Annotated in this window: 13 protein-coding genes and 1 tRNA gene; 5 read left to right on the top strand and 9 right to left on the bottom strand. The window is 56.3% G+C overall.

Translation table 11 applies throughout. The features are described from left to right. Positions 1–196 precede the first annotated feature (196 nt). Genes ABF757_RS09780 through pdxA form a run of 5 tightly spaced genes read right to left on the bottom strand, consistent with a single transcriptional unit; the run spans position 197 to position 4,059 of the window. Positions 197–706: a hypothetical protein gene (locus ABF757_RS09780; RefSeq protein WP_415482032.1), complete on the bottom strand. Its 510-nt coding sequence runs from the start codon at positions 704–706 to the stop codon at positions 197–199. A gap of 51 nt (positions 707–757) precedes the next feature. Next, complete coding sequence (locus ABF757_RS09775; protein ID WP_415482030.1) at positions 758–1,933, bottom strand: anhydro-N-acetylmuramic acid kinase; 1,176 nt, start codon at positions 1,931–1,933, stop codon at positions 758–760. 7 nt (positions 1,934–1,940) lie between these two features. Further along, on the bottom strand, positions 1,941–2,336 hold the full coding sequence (locus ABF757_RS09770) for a hypothetical protein (protein WP_415482028.1): 396 nt from the start codon (positions 2,334–2,336) through the stop codon (positions 1,941–1,943). After that, a complete protein-coding gene (locus tag ABF757_RS09765) occupies positions 2,333–3,073 on the bottom strand; it encodes a pyridoxine 5'-phosphate synthase (protein WP_415482027.1) in 741 nt (246 codons plus the stop codon). Before ABF757_RS09765 ends, ABF757_RS09770 begins: the two co-directional genes overlap by 4 nt. Beyond that, the gene (gene pdxA, locus ABF757_RS09760; protein WP_415482026.1) at positions 3,070–4,059 is read right to left on the bottom strand and encodes a 4-hydroxythreonine-4-phosphate dehydrogenase PdxA; all 990 of its coding nucleotides are present in this window, start codon (positions 4,057–4,059) and stop codon (positions 3,070–3,072) included. The genes ABF757_RS09765 and pdxA overlap by 4 nt, the downstream gene beginning before the upstream one ends. Before the next feature lie 249 nt (positions 4,060–4,308). Here pdxA and ABF757_RS09755 point away from each other — a divergent pair, with 249 nt between their 5' ends. From ABF757_RS09755 to ABF757_RS09740, 4 genes are all read left to right on the top strand, one after another. Continuing rightward, positions 4,309–4,665: a LapA family protein gene (locus tag ABF757_RS09755; RefSeq protein ID WP_415482025.1), complete on the top strand. Its 357-nt coding sequence runs from the start codon at positions 4,309–4,311 to the stop codon at positions 4,663–4,665. Continuing rightward, positions 4,658–5,371 carry an orotidine-5'-phosphate decarboxylase gene (gene pyrF, locus ABF757_RS09750; RefSeq protein ID WP_415482024.1) on the top strand — a complete coding sequence of 238 codons (714 nt, stop codon included), beginning with the start codon at positions 4,658–4,660 and terminating at the stop codon, positions 5,369–5,371. The genes ABF757_RS09755 and pyrF overlap by 8 nt, the downstream gene beginning before the upstream one ends. 2 nt (positions 5,372–5,373) lie before the next feature. Further along, positions 5,374–6,006, top strand: coding sequence for a phosphoribosylanthranilate isomerase (locus ABF757_RS09745; RefSeq protein ID WP_415482022.1), 633 nt, complete (start codon positions 5,374–5,376; stop codon positions 6,004–6,006). A gap of 86 nt (positions 6,007–6,092) precedes the next feature. After that, positions 6,093–6,183, top strand: a tRNA-Ser gene (locus ABF757_RS09740). A gap of 222 nt (positions 6,184–6,405) precedes the next feature. Here ABF757_RS09740 and aspT read toward each other — a convergent pair. From aspT to ABF757_RS09725, 3 genes are all read right to left on the bottom strand, one after another. Next, on the bottom strand, positions 6,406–8,094 hold the full coding sequence (aspT, locus tag ABF757_RS09735) for an aspartate-alanine antiporter (protein ID WP_415482020.1): 1,689 nt from the start codon (positions 8,092–8,094) through the stop codon (positions 6,406–6,408). A 123-nt stretch (positions 8,095–8,217) separates the two neighbouring features. Beyond that, the gene (locus tag ABF757_RS09730; RefSeq protein WP_415482018.1) at positions 8,218–10,926 is read right to left on the bottom strand and encodes a hypothetical protein; all 2,709 of its coding nucleotides are present in this window, start codon (positions 10,924–10,926) and stop codon (positions 8,218–8,220) included. Between the two features lie 87 nt (positions 10,927–11,013). Then, complete coding sequence (locus ABF757_RS09725; RefSeq protein WP_415482017.1) at positions 11,014–12,114, bottom strand: hypothetical protein; 1,101 nt, start codon at positions 12,112–12,114, stop codon at positions 11,014–11,016. A 590-nt stretch (positions 12,115–12,704) separates the two neighbouring features. On the opposite strand from ABF757_RS09725, the gene ABF757_RS09720 reads away from it, so the two are divergent. Beyond that, complete coding sequence (locus ABF757_RS09720; RefSeq protein WP_415482015.1) at positions 12,705–14,414, top strand: methyl-accepting chemotaxis protein; 1,710 nt, start codon at positions 12,705–12,707, stop codon at positions 14,412–14,414. A gap of 168 nt (positions 14,415–14,582) precedes the next feature. Here ABF757_RS09720 and ABF757_RS09715 read toward each other — a convergent pair whose 3' ends face one another. Further along, positions 14,583–15,908, bottom strand: a complete 1,326-nt coding sequence (locus ABF757_RS09715; RefSeq protein ID WP_025859807.1) for an MFS transporter — start codon at positions 15,906–15,908, stop codon at positions 14,583–14,585. Between the last annotated feature and the right edge of the window lie 279 nt (positions 15,909–16,187).

The raw sequence follows: 16,187 nt of genomic DNA, 5'->3' as shown, positions 1-16,187 counted from the left end.
CAAGGGTTGCAGCCAGATGGTGCATAGCGTGTACACCCCCTGATCCCGCGTCTTTTTCAGCAGATAACAGGTTTGATCGCCTTATCAGCCAGTCAGGGCTGGATTCGCACAGCCGCCTTCCGGCGCGCTGCAGGCACCTGTTTTCCAGCAGGAGCAGACCCGCACAAAGCGGGCCCTTACAGCGAGCCCGTAAGGACTAGCGTAGCCCATCCACCTTGCGGTGCTGAAGCACCTTGTTGAGCTTGTCGCTGTAAGCGCGGTAGCTCCCCTCCGGCACGCAGCCCATTTCCTCCAGATCTTCCATGTCCGCACCATAGTTGATCCACTGGTTGACTTCCCGGAAATCGAGGGCTGCGGGAATGTCCCGCCCTTCGAAAACGATCGGACCATCTCCGCCTTCCAGCGCGCCAAACTTCATGAAGCTGCCTTCAGATGGCGGGGTGGACGGGTCGGTGCTGACTTCGCCACACAGAACCTGTTTCTTTTCCACCGTTTCATGCACGCTCAGGTGGCGCACGGCGGCATGTTTGTCCTGCGCGCGGCTGAGCAGCGCCTTGAGCGAGGCCGAAACAAAAGGTGTCGGAGCCTTGGGCATGCTGCCATCCACAACCGTCTGGGCAGAAGCGGTTGTCACCAAACCAAGACCGGCAGTGCCAAGGCAGCCCAGTCCGGGCAGAATGGCACACAGGGCCAGGAAACGTTTCATGCGGAAGTTCCTTCTCTTGATTCGGTCCGTCTCTTCGGTAGCGGTTTCACGCTACGGCGTAAACGGCAGCCATGGAGAGCGACCATAGGGCGTAATGCCCCCGCAGGTAAGGCGGCCACCGGTCTGCGGTGTCGGCACGCCCGTTGTGGTTGGCAGGGAAAGCGGTAGCCCCCGCAGGCTGCGCACCGCCAGAAAGCCAAAACACTCGGCTTCCAGCGCATCGCCCTTCCAGCCCAGTGCCTCCACGGCCTGCACCAGTGCAGGCAGCGCATTGGCCAAAGCCTGCATAAGAGCGGGATTATGCCGCCCACCCCCGCAGACAAACCATGCCGCAGGCTGTTCCGGCAAAAGCGTGCGGGCTACCGCCTGAGCACTCAAAGCCGTAAGGGTCGCCGCTCCATCCGCCGCCCCCAGCCCATCAAGCAGGGCCAGCAGGGCGTGAAAGCTGAGCCGATCGAGCGATTTGGGGGCTGGCCGGGCAAAGAACGGGTGGGCCAGCATGGCGTCCAGCAAGGCGCTATCCACCCGGCCCGCGCGGGCCAACGCCCCATCCTGATCGAATGGCCGCCCGGTGTGGCGCATGGCCCAGTCATCCAGCAGTGCATTGCCCGGCCCGGTATCGCAGGCCAGTACAGCGCCATTGCCCCGCACAAGAGTAAGATTGGCCACCCCACCCAGATTGATTACGGCCACAGGGCGTGGCTGACCAGCCAGCAGAGCCGCATGATAAAGAGGAGCCAGTGGCGCACCCTCTCCCCCGGCCCGCACATCGGCACTCCGAAAATCATGGATAACGGGCAGATCCGTCATGGCGGACAGCAACGCGGCATCACCAATCTGCCATGTGCGCCCTGCACCGGCTTGTCCCGCGGCAAGGCTTGCGGGAGCGTGCAGAATGGTCTGCCCATGAAAGCCGACCAGCTCGGGCGGCATATCCGGCGCCCTCCGGCAAAGCTCGAGCACGGCCTCTGCATGCAGGCGGCTCAGAGCGTGGGTTGCTGCCAGAAGCTCAGGGTCATCCGGCGCCAGCACTGGAGCGCGGTCAAGCAGGTCACGCAGGCTTGCGCGCAGTTCCGGCGGGTATGGCTGTGTAAGCGAAGGCCCATGGGCCAGCACCTGCTCTCCATCCGTACACAATAGGGCCGCATCAACCCCATCGAGCGAGGTGCCGCTCATCAGCCCGACAACATTCACCGGGCCGATAAAAGCATGAGCAGAAAGCGCCATAACCCCCTCAGGGTGCCGAAACGGCAGTATCCAGCCCCGGACGCACCTGCCCGGTTCCTACCTGCCACAGCAGAACCCGATCACCATGCGGGCCAGACACCTGCAGGGCCACAAGCCCATCCTGCACACGGGTAAGATCCTGTAAGCGCTCTCCCGGTTCCAAAGGCAGATGTACGACAGGCGCACCCGGACCGGTAGGAGCAGTTACCACTGCGGGAGCAGGCGTTGCTTCCACCAGCGGCACGCCAGCCGGAGCCTTATGGCCACCACCATTCATCCGATGCAGGATCACGCCAATCAGCAGGGCCGTGCCCACCACAATCAGCACCCCCATACCGACAACAGCCACCATGAGCGCGCGGGGTGTCCGGTATTCAGCCGGAGCTTCGTTTTCCTGCGTCATACGCCAGCACCCCGGCCCGCCGCAGCACCCAAAGCGATACGGTGCTTCATTTCCACCACCACAGCGGCCAGCCCGTCGAATATGGCCTGCCCAATCAGAAAATGGCCGATATTGAGTTCGCTCAACCCTTCAATAGCCGCAACCGGGCCGACATTTTCATAAGTCAGTCCATGGCCTGCATGCACTTCCAGCCCCAGAGCCAGCGCCTGCCGGGCGGCAGCGTGCAGGCGCTCAAGTTCACCTGCGCGGCCTTCGGCATAGGCACCGGTATGCAGTTCCACTACCTGCGCACCAATCCGCGCGGCGGCTGCAATCTGCAAGGGATCAGGATCGACAAACAGCGACACACGCACACCAGCAGCGGCCAGTTTCTGCACAGGCCCAGCCAGTGATGCCTCGTGCCCAGCCACATCCAGCCCGCCTTCGGTCGTCAGTTCCTCCCGCCGTTCCGGGACGATACAGCAGGCATGGGGCAGCAGGTCCAGCGCCATGGCCAGCATTTCATCCGTGGCCGCCATTTCCATGTTGAGCGGAGCTTTAATTTCATGCCGCAGGCGGCGCAGATCGGCATCGCGAATATGGCGGCGGTCTTCGCGCAGATGCGCTGTAATACCATCCGCCCCGGCCTGCACGGCCAGACGCGCGGCTTCAACCGGGTCAGGATGTGCGCCACCGCGCGCGTTCCGCACGGTGGCGACATGATCGATATTGACCCCCAGCCGTATTGCCGCTGTCATGCCGTCTTCCTTCCCTCTGCCTTCTGCCGGTTGTCTGCCAGTCTGCCCGCTAATTGCAGGGCGCAGACAAGGCTGGTCGGGTCTGCCCTGTTTTGCCCAGCCCTGTCAAAAGCCGTGCCGTGGTCGGGCGAGGTGCGGACAATGGGCAGGCCCAGCGTCACATTCACACCCTGCGCCATATCCAGTGTCTTGAGCGGAATGAGACCCTGATCATGGTACATGCACAGGGCAACATCGTAAGCCGCCCGCGCCTGTGGGGTAAACATGGTATCCGGCGGCATGGGGCCTGCCACCTCATAGCCCTCTGCCCGCAGGGTTTCGATGGCGGGGATAATGATCCGCTGCTCCTCATCCCCCATCAGACCATTTTCGCCCGCATGGGGGTTCAGCCCCGCCACCGCCAGACGGGGCGCATGCGTCAGGCCAAAATCCCGTGCAAGACCGGCTGCGACCGTACGTGCCGTCTCTACAATGCGCTCGGCTGTTAGCTGCTCAATGGCTTTTCTGAGCGCCACATGCACGGTTACCGGCACCACCCGCAACGATGGCCCCGCCAGCATCATAACCTCGCGCCCTTCCGCCCCGCAAAGCTCGGCCAGAAAACTGGTATGGCCCGGATGCGTGAAATCCGGCCCCTGCACCACATCCTTGCTGATAGGATTGGTCACGACCGCATCCGCCATACCCTGCTGCACAAGCGCCACCGCCCGGCGAATACTCTCCAGTATAGACGGCGCGTTGCGGCGATCTGGCTGGCCGGGCACCGCAGGCACTGCCAGAGACAAAGGCAGCACCGGCACGGCATGGGCAAAAACTGCCGCCGCCTGCGCCGGATCGTGGATAACGCTAACCGGCGCAAGCCCTTCCAGCAGGGCTGGATCACCCACCCACACAAAAACAGGCCCCTGCCCACGCAGGGCATGCCAGGCTTTTGCAGTAATTTCCGGCGCGATCCCTGCGGGGTCGCCCTGTGTCAGAACCAGCATTTCAGGGTCCGAATAATGGAAGGTCAGCGCTTGTCAGGCGGGACAGATTGAGTTCCCGGCCACAAAACCCTAGAAACGCCCGCCCGTAAAGGCACAGACAGCGGCCTGCGTGCAACGGCACACCCGGCCCGTGCGTTTTCTGCCCCACATTGTCCGGGAACTGTTATTGTTCCCGCCAGCGGAGCGAACAGGGAGGCCCATCTGTTCTTTCCGTTTGTTCTTTCCGGGCGATAAGGCTACCACAACTCCATGATCAGGTTGATACTTGTTGTGCCGTTCCTGCTGGTTCTCGTGGCGTTCACCGCCAGTAATCAGGACCCTCTGGACATGTGGCTGCTGACCTATAGCTGGAAGACCTCCGCAGGGGTGTTAGCCCTCAGCGTGGCCTGCATTGCGTTCCTGCTGGGTGCGTTCTGCCTGTGGGTGGTGGAGCTGCGCCAGCGCCGCCGTGCCCGCAAAGCGGAGCAGCACGTGCGCGAGCTTGAAGCCCAGCTTGCACAGGCCCAGGCGGCTCTGGCCACCCCCATGCGGCTTGAACCCACACTGGCAGGCACCCCGCATATTCCCCTCCCCGAACCGGAAAACGAACGGAACCACAATGTCTGATACGCCACGGCACACTAAACTTATCGTGGCGCTGGATACGCAGGACACCGCGCAGGCCCGGCAATGGGCATCCGAGCTAGGTGGCCATGCGGATATGATCAAGCTCGGGCTGGAATTCGCCTATGCCGCCGGGTTTGATGCCGTCTCTGACGTTGCGGGCACGCAGCCCCTGTTCCTTGACCTGAAACTGCACGACATCCCCAATACCGTGGCCTCTGCCGTGCGCTCGCTGTCCCGCCTGCGGCCGCGCCTGCTCACGCTCCATGCCAGTGGCGGCCGCGCCATGATGCAGGCCGCACGCGCCGCCTGTGACGAAGCATTTCCAGCGGATGCCCTGCCTGAACTGCTGGCCGTAACGGTTCTGACCAGTCTGGACGATACCGCTCTGGCTGAAACCGGCGTTACCGGCGGCACGCGTGACCAGGTGCTCCGGCTTGGCGCGCTGGCCATGGATTCCGGCATGGACGGTCTGGTCTGCTCCGCACACGAACTAGCACTCCTGCGGCAGGAACTGGGGACAAAACCCGTTCTGGTCACCCCCGGCATCCGCCCCGCTGGGAGTGATCAGGGGGATCAGAAACGCATCATGACTCCCGCTCAGGCGCGCGATGCCGGAGCGGACTGGATTGTCGTGGGCCGCCCCATTACCCGCGCAGCAAACCCGGCAGCAGCCGCAGCGGCCATTGCGGCGGAACTGGCAGGCTGAACATGCCCGTAGGTGTTAAAATCTGCGGTCTGACAGAAGCCGAAGGCTTTGATGCCTGCGTCACGCACGGTGCGGACTGGATCGGTTTTGTTTTCTTTGACCGCTCCCCCCGCTTTGTCACCCCCGAACAGGCAGCCGTCCTGTCGCGCCGCACTGTTGGCGGGCCTGAGCGTGTTGGCCTGTTTGTGGAACCGAATGACGCCAGCGTAGAAAACACCCTGCGCCATGTGCCGCTGGATATCCTGCAAATTTATGCCACCGATGAACGCGCCCGGCACATCCGCCAGCGTTTTGGCCTGCCAGTCTGGCTCTCACGCCCCATAGCCACACAGGCGGACCTGCCACTATCCTGCCCGGTGGAGCGTATTCTGGTTGAACCCCGCCCCCCTCAGAGCGCCACACGGCCAGGCGGCAATGCACAGCGTCTGGACTGGTCTCTACTGAGCGGCTGGCAGCCCCCTTTCGACTGGATGCTGGCGGGCGGGCTGAATGTGGATAGCGTTGCACAGGCCATTCGTACGACAGGTGCTCCCGCTGTCGATGTTTCCTCAGGCGTGGAAAAAGCCCCCGGCATCAAGGACCCTGAGGCCATTGCACGCTTCATTACCCATGCCCGTGACGCTGCGGCGCGATAAAACCCGGACAAACATCAAAAAATCACCCCGATAGTCGCTTTCCCTCTTGCCTGCGCCCGGAAACTTGCTATTACCTCTCTCGCGCTGGAGAGATGGCCGAGCGGCTTAAGGCGCACGCTTGGAAAGCGTGTGTACGTTAATAGCGTACCGAGGGTTCGAATCCCTCTCTCTCCGCCAACAAAAAATCCCACAAAAATAAAATACTTATAGCGCTACCGAGCGCCATGAGCATTTAGCATGCCATACGATTCAGGGCAGCATGAGGCCTGGCTCAGTTTTATTCTGACAGCCGCAAAGCGGTGCGTTCGGCCTGATTGTACTCTCTGCACCAGCACACAAACATCAACGCACCGCTATCTCCCCGATAACGGTGCGTCTTCAGTCAAGCTGTCTTATTGATCAGGACAGGAGGAGCACGATCACCAGCCCCCACATGGTCAGCAGCGTGTTACTGACTGCATAGGGGACGGTATATCCCAGCATTGGCACGTTGCTCTTTGCAACATCGGCAATCATGGCGACAGAGGCCGTGCTTGTACGCGCCCCGCCACAGCAGCCAAGATTGATGGCGGGGTCAAAGCGGAAAATATACTTTCCGATAAACGGGGCCAGAATCATGGGAACGGCGCTGGCAAATACCCCCCAGAAGAAAATATTCACGCCCGCATCCTGCAATCCTTTGATAAAGGTCGGGCCTGCGGAAATACCGACAACAGCAATAAAAATATTCAACCCTACAGTGTTCATGAACCATACGGATGCCGCAGGCACACTGCCTAGGCGCGGTGTAACCCCGCGCAGCCAGCCAAGAACCAGCCCGGCAATCAGCGCCCCACCGGAGGACGACAATGTAATGGGAATACCCCTAACCGGCAGAACAAGAGAGCCCAGCAGACCACCCACAAAAATACCGGCACCAACCAGCACCATGCTGGTTACATTTGTTGGCCGATCAGCATAACCGACTTCGCTGACAACGCGCTCGACATTGCGCCGGCTACCCGTAATGCTGATGATATCACCCCGGTTAATCGCTGTTTCTGATAGCACTGGAATTTCAACATTCATGGAACCACGGCGGATACTGTTGATATAAATCCCCTGCGCGTAAGGAGCATCCGACAGTTCCGTGAGTTTACGGCCATCAAGCGCCTTGCTGGTGACGACAACATCGACTGTTTCAATCGGAATATCGATCAGTTCCCGGTCAGAAACCTCTTCTGCATGATTGGACCAGTAAACCAGTGCGTCATGCGGACCTGATACCGCAACAATATCCCCTTCCTGCAACACCGTTGTTTTGTCGAAGGTGATAATTTTTCCATTACGCCGTAAGTTTTCGAGGAAAATGCGTGAATGCGTAACGCACTCCGCTTCTTCAACGGTTTTACCGGCAATAAGCCCGACTGTTTTCAGTCTGTAGGCACGCACAATATATTCATGCCAGGCTGTTTCGGCATTTTCGTTCACCGGCTTGATATTCATCTCTCGTTCGTAGCGCTGGCATTCCTGCTCAAGATTGATGCCAAGCAATTTGGGGCCGAGAAACGCCAGTATCCAACCCGTGCCCACCGTGCCGAACAGATAGGTAACGGCATAGGCAACCGGAATTGCATTGAGTTCCGACTGTATTTTTTCTGGAGAAAGCGTACTGCGATTGATCGCATCTGTTGCAAGACCGATTGAAGCAGAGATGGTCTGCGACCCAGCAAGTAGTCCTTCTGCCATGCCCGGACCGTAGCCCGAAAGACGCGCCGCGATATAAATACAGCCCAGACACAGGAAGGAAATGATGACTGCAAACACCGCCTGCGGCAATCCATCATTCGCGATACCTCTGACAAACTGAGGCCCCACACCGAAGCCTACAGCAAACAGAAACATAATAAAGAATACCGATTTCACCTGTGGTGAAATTATTATTCCCATCTGGCCGACCAGAACACCAACCAGCAGTGTTCCTGTCACCGCTCCGAGACTGAAGCTGCCAAACCTGAGAGCACCGATCCAGAAACCTATTGCCAGTGTCAAAAAAATTGCCAACTCAGGCGAGGCTCGTAATGTCTGTTCAACCCAATGGAAGATCATCTGTAAGCCCTTTACTCATAGGATGGCCCGGTGCCGGCAGCCAGTCCTGCAAGACGCCTCCACCAGTTTTTTCCTGATGGAGGCGTGGAGAATGAAGAACGTAATAAAACGGCGTGTCCCGGCTTAACGCTTGAGCAGTTTAAGCCCCAGAGCCTTGTTGAAACCGTGGATTTCCTTCACGTCCAGCTTACGCATGAAGTCCACGATTTCCTGTGTAATCACCTGCCCCGGCACCATAATCGGGAAGCCCGGCGGATAGGGAATGACAAAATTGGCTGAAACAAGTGTCGGACCTGACTGGAGACGTTTGTCGAGTTCCTGACTGTCCAGAGCAAGGTATTCGCACTCTGCCTCGTTATAGGCATCGTAAAAGGCGCGCCGGATATCACCATGCAGGGTGTCGCTCGTCGTATCTTCCCGGTAACGGTCATCAAAGCAACTGAAATTGGGCAGCTTTGGCAGGTCGTCAACCAGCTCGCGCACCTGCTGCGCGAATGCCGTACGATAACCCTCTCCATTTTCGGTAATTTTTGTTTCCAGATCCATCGCAATATCAACCAGCACACGAATAAGCAGGGCAATATCGCTGCGGGTATTGTTGATGTTGGATTGGAGCAGAATGCTGTTTCGTGAGGTCTTGTTAAGCTGAATATTGAATTTTTCAGCCAGAATGTTTTTGAAGGTTGTTCCATCAAATCCGGCATGCCCGCACGACAAGGTCATCCGGGTCGGGTCCAGCAGAAACTCGTCATCCCTGATCGACTGGATGGCCTTCCCCCAGCTGATATCGGGGTCATTATAATCATCAAGCCCCGACTGCCTGAATGAATCCGGGATCATCTCCGCATTGCTGAGCACCTTGAAATATTTAGAGATAATCGGGTGGCTGTTAATCTGCCGACGAATTTCTAGAGAAATCTGCAAGGCATTGGCAACCAGCCCATAACCTTCAAGCTGCATCTGCCTGCGCGCGACATCCAGAGAAGCAATAATCTGCTGGTTCGGGCTTGTGGAGGCATGCGTAAACACCGCCTCGTGAAACTGGGATTCCACATGCTCGAAATCAACGTCCTTCACCAGAACGATTGATCCCTGACGCAGGGCAGACATGGATTTGTGCACGGAGTTTGTCTGATAAATGCGCAATCGCACTGCCCGGGGGTCTGGCACAAGCCGCGTGGCCAGCAGGACATCCTCTGAAGGGCTGTCACCCAGTGCTTTCTGCTGCTCTTCCCATGCTGTTACGGCTTCTGGCTTTGCCAGTTCTTCCGTCAACACAGCGGCGGCCCCCATGGCCGTACGCTGCCGCAACAAAGGTGACCAGTGCGCGAAACCAAACCACGCTTCATCCCAGAGAAAAATGAGATCGGGCTTAATCGCCAGACATTCTTCCATGACCCTACGGGTATCGTAAACATGACCGTCAAACGTGCAGTTGGTCAGATCAACCATTTTTACACGATGCAGCTCGCCCTGTGCTTTCAGCTTTAGCAGGGCCTGTTTGATGGTCCGCAGGGGTACGCCGCCATACATTGAATACTCAATGAGCGGAAATGCCTCGACATAGTAAGGCTGGGCACCAGCCAGCACACACCCGTAATGGTGCGATTTATGGCAGTTGCGATCAAGGATAACGATATCACCGGGAGCAAGCAGCGCCTGTAGCACCATCTTGTTGCTGGTTGAGGTGCCGTTGGTAACAAAAAACGCATGATCCGCACCAAAGGCGCGCGCGGCCATATCCTGCGCTTCCTTGATGTTCCCTGTCGGCTCAAGCAGGCTATCCAGCCCGCCGGTTGTTGCCGAGCTTTCCGCCAGAAACAGGTTGGGGCCGTAAAACTCGCCCATATCGCTGATCCAGTTGGACGTAAAAACGGACTTCCCCCGGGCGATCGGCAAGGCATGGAATGTCGCAATAGGGCGTTGGGCATAACGCTTGAGGTTATCGAAAAAGGGCGTTCTGTAGCGCTTGCGTATCCCTTCGATAATGGACAGATGCAGTTCCAGCGGCTCTTCCATCTGATAGAAAATCCGATTGATGATACGGATTTCAGGGCGCCCGGCCAAAGTTTCGATATTTCTATCACTCAACAGATAGATATCGAGTTCAGGACGAATTTTTCGGATAGCCTGAGCAAGCCGGATGACCTGAACTTCATCATCACCCGTGGGAGAGATATCGATGATGTTGCGGAAAACATCGAGAAGCGGGTTGGTCTCCCCCCCTTCTGCGGCAAAGCCCTCATAAAGCACAACCGCCCCAATATCGGGATTAAGCAGGATAGCTGTCAGCGCGTCAGGTGCATTGCCGACAATAACCGCCTGATAAATGAAATCATCCTCTGGCCTGCGGACACCCGCGACTTCTTCCTGAATCAACCGCCAGCGCGCCGGAGAGTGCGGCACAACGCTCAGCACTTCAAAATATGGCCGGCTTTTAACATGTGTGATGGCCTGCGGCAGACGATTGAGCGGTTCATCTTCCAGCTCCTCGACATTCCATGCGCCGACATCCCGGTGATATTTTTTCGAGATGATGGTTGTAGAAATACGCTGGGCAAGGCGCAGGAATGCCCTGGCATCGTCATCATCCAGCCAGCCATTCAAACGATCGAGCAGGGCTACACCCGGATAAGCGAAAAAACGCTCAACAGCCTTGAGGTCGGCCAGAGCCTTAACCAGAGCTGCCTTTGTTTCGTCCTTATGGGAATCCGCCCATGTGCGGGCAAGGGATAAGACTGAAAGCCAGCGATCAGCACGCAGGGCGGGTGTAGCCAATGCGGAACTTATAAGAGAATGCGGCATCTCTTTGGACGGCACGGAGTCAGTCATGGCACGTTTCCTCTTTCCATGGCGAAATCAGCCGCAGGGTGCTGATCGCATTCTGTCTTTGTGATTCTTCAGGCGTGAAGCATGGGGCTATTTGCTGACTGGAATGGTCACGAGCGCACCGGGCGTCTGTGATGTCTTCGACAATTCGAAAAGCATTTGCGTGATAGTAAAAGCCAGCTTGCTTTCAAAATCCCTTTTATCAATCCAGTAATAATAATTGTCATAGAAAACAGACACAAATGCCTGTTTTGGCTCATCATGACTGGAGTGAACGGTAATAAGTGACCTGTCTTCCTGATGAATAGACACATCCACATGTGAGGTCGTGCTACCTGATGTCACTTCATCATCAGGAACCTGAATCTGATAAGCGACCTGCCCCAGAATGCTGAGCATGCTGCGGCTCAGTATTTTGATCTCTCCCGGCCGTGACTCGCCTACGCCATAAACCACTTCCATACGATCGTATTTGGGAGAAAAATTGAGCAGTTCTCTCGTTTTTCTAACGACATCCAGCAACACAGGATCACCGGTTGAAGAAATGCTCAGATAAACATGATTGGTCGCTGCTGACTTACCTGATGGATCAGCCACCTGCTGTATCTGAATACCCAGAAGACCAGCAGCCTGAAGCAGGCGGAGATCGTGAATGAGTTCGAAAAAATTATCAATTTTCGGATCAATATGATCGTCTATATCGCCTTTATTACGCGAAAATGGTCGATTGTTACTCATCATATTGATTGACTGCACGGAAAGCCGCAGCAGAACATCTATCGGCAGCCCCCCCATGGCCAAAGGCAGCAGCGTGGCCGGAGGCAACGGGCGCAGGAAACTATGTGCGTAGGCATCACCCGTTACAGGCTGGAAGGTAAAGGTTGGACTTTCCTGCAATTGCGCTGCCAGACCACCATTTGGTCTGATTGGGAATGTATCAGAAGCAACACCGACAAAAGCGCTACGCTGCAACTGATAACCTGATATCAACTGCGTGGTATCCAGCAGGCCGGGCGTATCCGCATAACGCAGGCGGATAAGATTCATTAATGTCTGTTTTTTATTCGATTCTATGATGGATGTTGAATATTGATCCTGATCTTTTCCTAATCGATAATTTCCTAGGCTGTAACATCCACTCAGAAAGGGCAAGAGAGAGAGAGACAATATTTTAAGTGTTACACGTCTCATTTCTTGCCCTCTAAGCCGTATTTTTTTCATCGGCTCTGACGGTAATCGATAATATCTAATTTTTTCTAAATAAACTTACACTCTCACACACTGTTAGCAGAGCAGAATCAACGTAGTATGATAAGAAACCAAAGGGTAATGTCGCTTAGTGCTGCCGCACTACCCCCTGAATGGCAGCTTAAAAAGCTCCAGCCATATAACCCGCAGAAGCCTTGCGAAGCTTGCCATGCTGCGCGAAGCAGGATTGTGTATCCTGTCATGACACCAGATGATCCGGTGAGATCGGCCCGATATCATCTTAACAGCGTTATCGGGCACTCAGCCGTTCGTCCGCCCTGCGTTGTTGGGGACAAGGCCATGCAGCATCAACCTGGCCAATTACGGATCGTTACGGGTTTCAGGTGGTTTTCAGGCAACATTGCCAGCGTGATGCACCATAGTTGTAACCGCGCACTTTAACTTAAGATTCCTGCGCTATATACCTTAACGTCTGGTTTTAATTCGCTGCATCCGAGATCTAAATGCTCAAGAACATTCGTATATCCGGGAAAATCATTGTTTCTTTTTCCCTCGTCGTGGCAACCGTTTTCTTGTTTTCTGTTGTCGTGTTCACGTCACTCGGGCAGATCCGCAATGCCAAGCTGGAAAGCGATCAGGCGCATCAGACCATCAACACGGTTAACGACCTGCTGAACACGCTGGTTGAAAGCCAGAACGCCATGCGCGGCTATGTCTCCAGCGCGAATAAACAGTTCATCACCCGTATCGACGAGTATCAGGCTTCTGTGCCGCAGCGCCTTGCCACTCTGGAAGCAGTTCTCCCGCCTGAAACCGTCCAGAGTGAACTTGCAGCGCTCCGGCAAGCGATAACAGTTTTCAATGATGAGATGGCAAAAACCGTCGCCGCCATGTCCAACCCCGCCCTACTGAACCAGACACGCACAGAAATCGCCAGCACGGCTAGGCTCACGGATATCCGTAACATTATTGGCAAGCTGGATCAGCAGGAACAGGCTGTCGTGGTCCAGCGCACACAGGCTGCGAATACCGCATTCCAGACTGGCGGACTGACTCTCGCCATAGGCGGTGGCCTGACCACCCTGCTCTCGGTGCTTGTGGGCATGGGGCTGGTACGCTCGATCGCAGCACCGGTTGTAAAACTCACGGCCGTCATGCGTGTGCTGGCTGGAGGCAATACAGGCGTGAGCGTGCCCGGCACAGATCGGCATGATGAAATTGGGACGATGGCGGGGGCTGTTGAGGTCTTCCGGCAAGCCGCCATTGATAAAGCCCTGCTGGAACAGGAAGCCGCACAGACACGCCGCCAGCAGGAAGCCGAACGACAGGCTGCACAGGAACAGACAGAAGAAGCCGCACGCCAACTGAAACTGGCCACGGACAGTCTGGCTGGCGGATTACAGAAAATGGCGGCAGGTGATCTAACAATCCAGATCCGAACCCAGTTCTCCGCGGAGTTGGAACCCCTGCGCGAGAACTTCAACCTCTCGGTTGAGCAACTGGGGAACACACTACTCTCCGTTTCCGGCTCTGCTTACAGTATCGGCAACTCCACGGCAGAGTTGGCGACTGCTGCCGATAATCTTTCCCGCCGGACAGAACAGCAGGCTGCAACTCTGGAAGAGACCTCAGCAGCCCTGATGCAGATTACGCAGCGTGTGCAGAAAACAACCGAAGACACACAGAACGTGCACCGGGTGGTGACAACGTCCCGCTCGGATGCAGAACATGCCGAGGATGTAGTGAACCGGGCCATAGAAGCCATGACCCGCATTGACCAGTCCTCCCAGTCCATTTCAAAAATTGTAGACATGATCAACAGCCTCGCATTTCAGACGAATATCCTCGCCCTGAACGCCAGTGTAGAGGCCGCACGCGCGGGAGAAACGGGGCGCGGTTTCGCGGTTGTCGCGGGGGAAGTGCGCAATCTGGCACACCAATCCGCTGAAGCGGTAAAGGATATTTCCGCCCTTATTTCCAGCTCTGGCGAACAGGTTAAGGCTGGCGTGTCTTCCGTTGTGGAAACGGGCGATGTTCTTCATCGCATTGTGGCGCAGGTCAACACAATCAGTGACCTGATTTCCAATATTGCTGGCGCTGCGGATGATCAGGCAACCAGCATTACGCAGCTCAACGTTGCCGTAAGCAGCATGGAACAGACCACCCAGCAGAATGCGGCCGTAGCGGAAGAAAGTGCGGCAGCCAGCCATACATTGGCCATGCAGGCCAGCGAGCTGGAAAAACTGGTTCGACAGTTTGAACTGGTCCAGAACAGCCACTGAAACGGCTGCATTTCAAAACATAGAAAACAATAATGGCGACATGCCCACCCGTGCTTATATCGGGTGGCCATGTCGCCATATAAGAAGCCCGGCATGCTCCTCAAAAACCGATGGTATTATGCGCCATCATGATTTTTGAGCAGCATTATTTCCAGAGTCCGCAATGTATCAGGCCACACACCCCTGAGCTTCCTCATCCCGGCTGGCACGACGCTCCATCATCTGCGTATGCCGGCGCGCTTCAGGCGAAATCCGCAAGCAGATCGTCAGGATAGCTGACAGGAAATAGAGGCCGACAAAAGTCCAGATCACGCCTTCCATCCCCATCCCGAAGGTGGACTCACACACGCCAACCACAGCAGGGCCAAACCATGTGCTGGCCCCGGCACCCAGCCCCAGAATAGACAGGGCTGCGGCTTTTTCCTTGGGGCAGATCAGCGGCATAAGGCCCGACATGGGCACAAAAGCCGCAACCGTTCCGCCGTAAACAAAACCCGCCAGAATAGCCAGCGTGAAATTACCCGGGTACCAGAGCGGCACATAGTAAAACAGCGGAATGGTCACGCAGCAGCCCAGACACCCGCCCACGGCCACCACAAAACGGTGTCCAAGACGGTCCGCCAGCATACCCGCGACAAGATTAAAGAGGATGTTGCCAAGGAAGATAATGGACAGAAGATCCAGCCACTGCCCCTGCGAAAAATGAAGCTGATCAACAAAAAACGCGGGCATGATTGCCAGAAATGCGTATTCCGAAGAGGTATTGACCGTGCGGATAATCCCGGCCACCAGCGTTTTTGGCTCCCGCCACATGATGCTGATCGAACCAAAGAAAATAGCTTTGCGATCCACATCCCCCCGAGCCAGAGGACGGCTACCCGTGGGCTCACGCACAAACAGCAGTGCAATCAGGCCGCCTGCAATCACCAGCCCCAGAGAACACCAGAACGTGGCGAGTTCTCCAATCACGGGAATAGTGTAGCGCGCAAACTGTGAACCAAGCGTGGGCAGGCCTGCGGAAAAGGAAAACCAGAACCAGCCTGCGGCCGAGCCCAGCATGCGCGCAGGCGTTGCCGCTGCAATCCACACCAGAAACCCGTAGGCAAAAAGCGGATAGGCAAAGCCACGCAGGGTGTAGAACAACAGGGTCATGGACAGGTTATCAGGCCCGAGGCCGAACGAAAGAAACCCGACTTCCAGTACAGCCCACAAAAGCAGGCCAGCCCACATCGTGCGGCGTGGGCCATACAGGTCGGATAACGGCCCTGCCAGCCATGCTGAAATCATGACGGTTACACCATAGGTGGTGAACATCAGATTGACATCGCCCTGTGTGTGGCCGTGGTGGAGCATATAGGTATCAAGATACCCTGCCTCAACACCATCGCCCACCATAAAGAGCAGAAGACCGACAAAACCAAAGAAAAGAGCTTGAGGAATACCAAGCAGGCCAGCCAGTCCACGCGACGAAGGGCTGGAGGAAGTCTCTGACAAGACACAATCTCCCTGAAACCTGACAGCAGCCCGCAGGGCATCCATGGCCCTGAAAATGGAAAAAGGCTGCGCCGTGCATGTCCCCTACGAGAGCGCTTGGGGACATTTGGATAAACACGCGGGCAAAGGCCACGCGCCACGAAAATATTGGCACAATGATTCTTGGTGCCTGCGGAGTTTTCTAACAGATAAAAAACACAATTTCAACCATTTATCTTCATATTTTATAGTACTTATTTATAAATAAGAATCAAATAATGATCAAATATGCCTGATAAG

Origin of the sequence: Acetobacter papayae, from assembly GCF_047721125.1 — a bacterium.
Taxonomy (GTDB): domain Bacteria; phylum Pseudomonadota; class Alphaproteobacteria; order Acetobacterales; family Acetobacteraceae; genus Acetobacter; species Acetobacter papayae.
Note: the sequence above shows the minus strand (reverse complement) of the source record. Positions and strands in the feature narration are given on the sequence as shown.

Excerpts from the sequence above, each read along its gene's own strand:
- ABF757_RS09780 (WP_415482032.1), bottom strand. The coding sequence starts at position 706 with ATGAAACGTTTCCTGGCCCTGTGTGCCATTCTGCCCGGACTGGGCTGC.
- ABF757_RS09775 (WP_415482030.1), bottom strand. The coding sequence starts at position 1,933 with ATGGCGCTTTCTGCTCATGCTTTTATCGGCCCGGTGAATGTTGTCGGG.
- ABF757_RS09770 (WP_415482028.1), bottom strand. The coding sequence starts at position 2,336 with ATGACGCAGGAAAACGAAGCTCCGGCTGAATACCGGACACCCCGCGCG.
- ABF757_RS09765 (WP_415482027.1), bottom strand. The coding sequence starts at position 3,073 with ATGACAGCGGCAATACGGCTGGGGGTCAATATCGATCATGTCGCCACC.
- pdxA (WP_415482026.1), bottom strand. The coding sequence starts at position 4,059 with ATGCTGGTTCTGACACAGGGCGACCCCGCAGGGATCGCGCCGGAAATT.
- ABF757_RS09755 (WP_415482025.1), top strand. The coding sequence starts at position 4,309 with ATGATCAGGTTGATACTTGTTGTGCCGTTCCTGCTGGTTCTCGTGGCG.
- pyrF (WP_415482024.1), top strand. The coding sequence starts at position 4,658 with ATGTCTGATACGCCACGGCACACTAAACTTATCGTGGCGCTGGATACG.
- ABF757_RS09745 (WP_415482022.1), top strand. The coding sequence starts at position 5,374 with ATGCCCGTAGGTGTTAAAATCTGCGGTCTGACAGAAGCCGAAGGCTTT.
- aspT (WP_415482020.1), bottom strand. The coding sequence starts at position 8,094 with ATGATCTTCCATTGGGTTGAACAGACATTACGAGCCTCGCCTGAGTTG.
- ABF757_RS09730 (WP_415482018.1), bottom strand. The coding sequence starts at position 10,926 with ATGACTGACTCCGTGCCGTCCAAAGAGATGCCGCATTCTCTTATAAGT.
- ABF757_RS09725 (WP_415482017.1), bottom strand. The coding sequence starts at position 12,114 with ATGAGACGTGTAACACTTAAAATATTGTCTCTCTCTCTCTTGCCCTTT.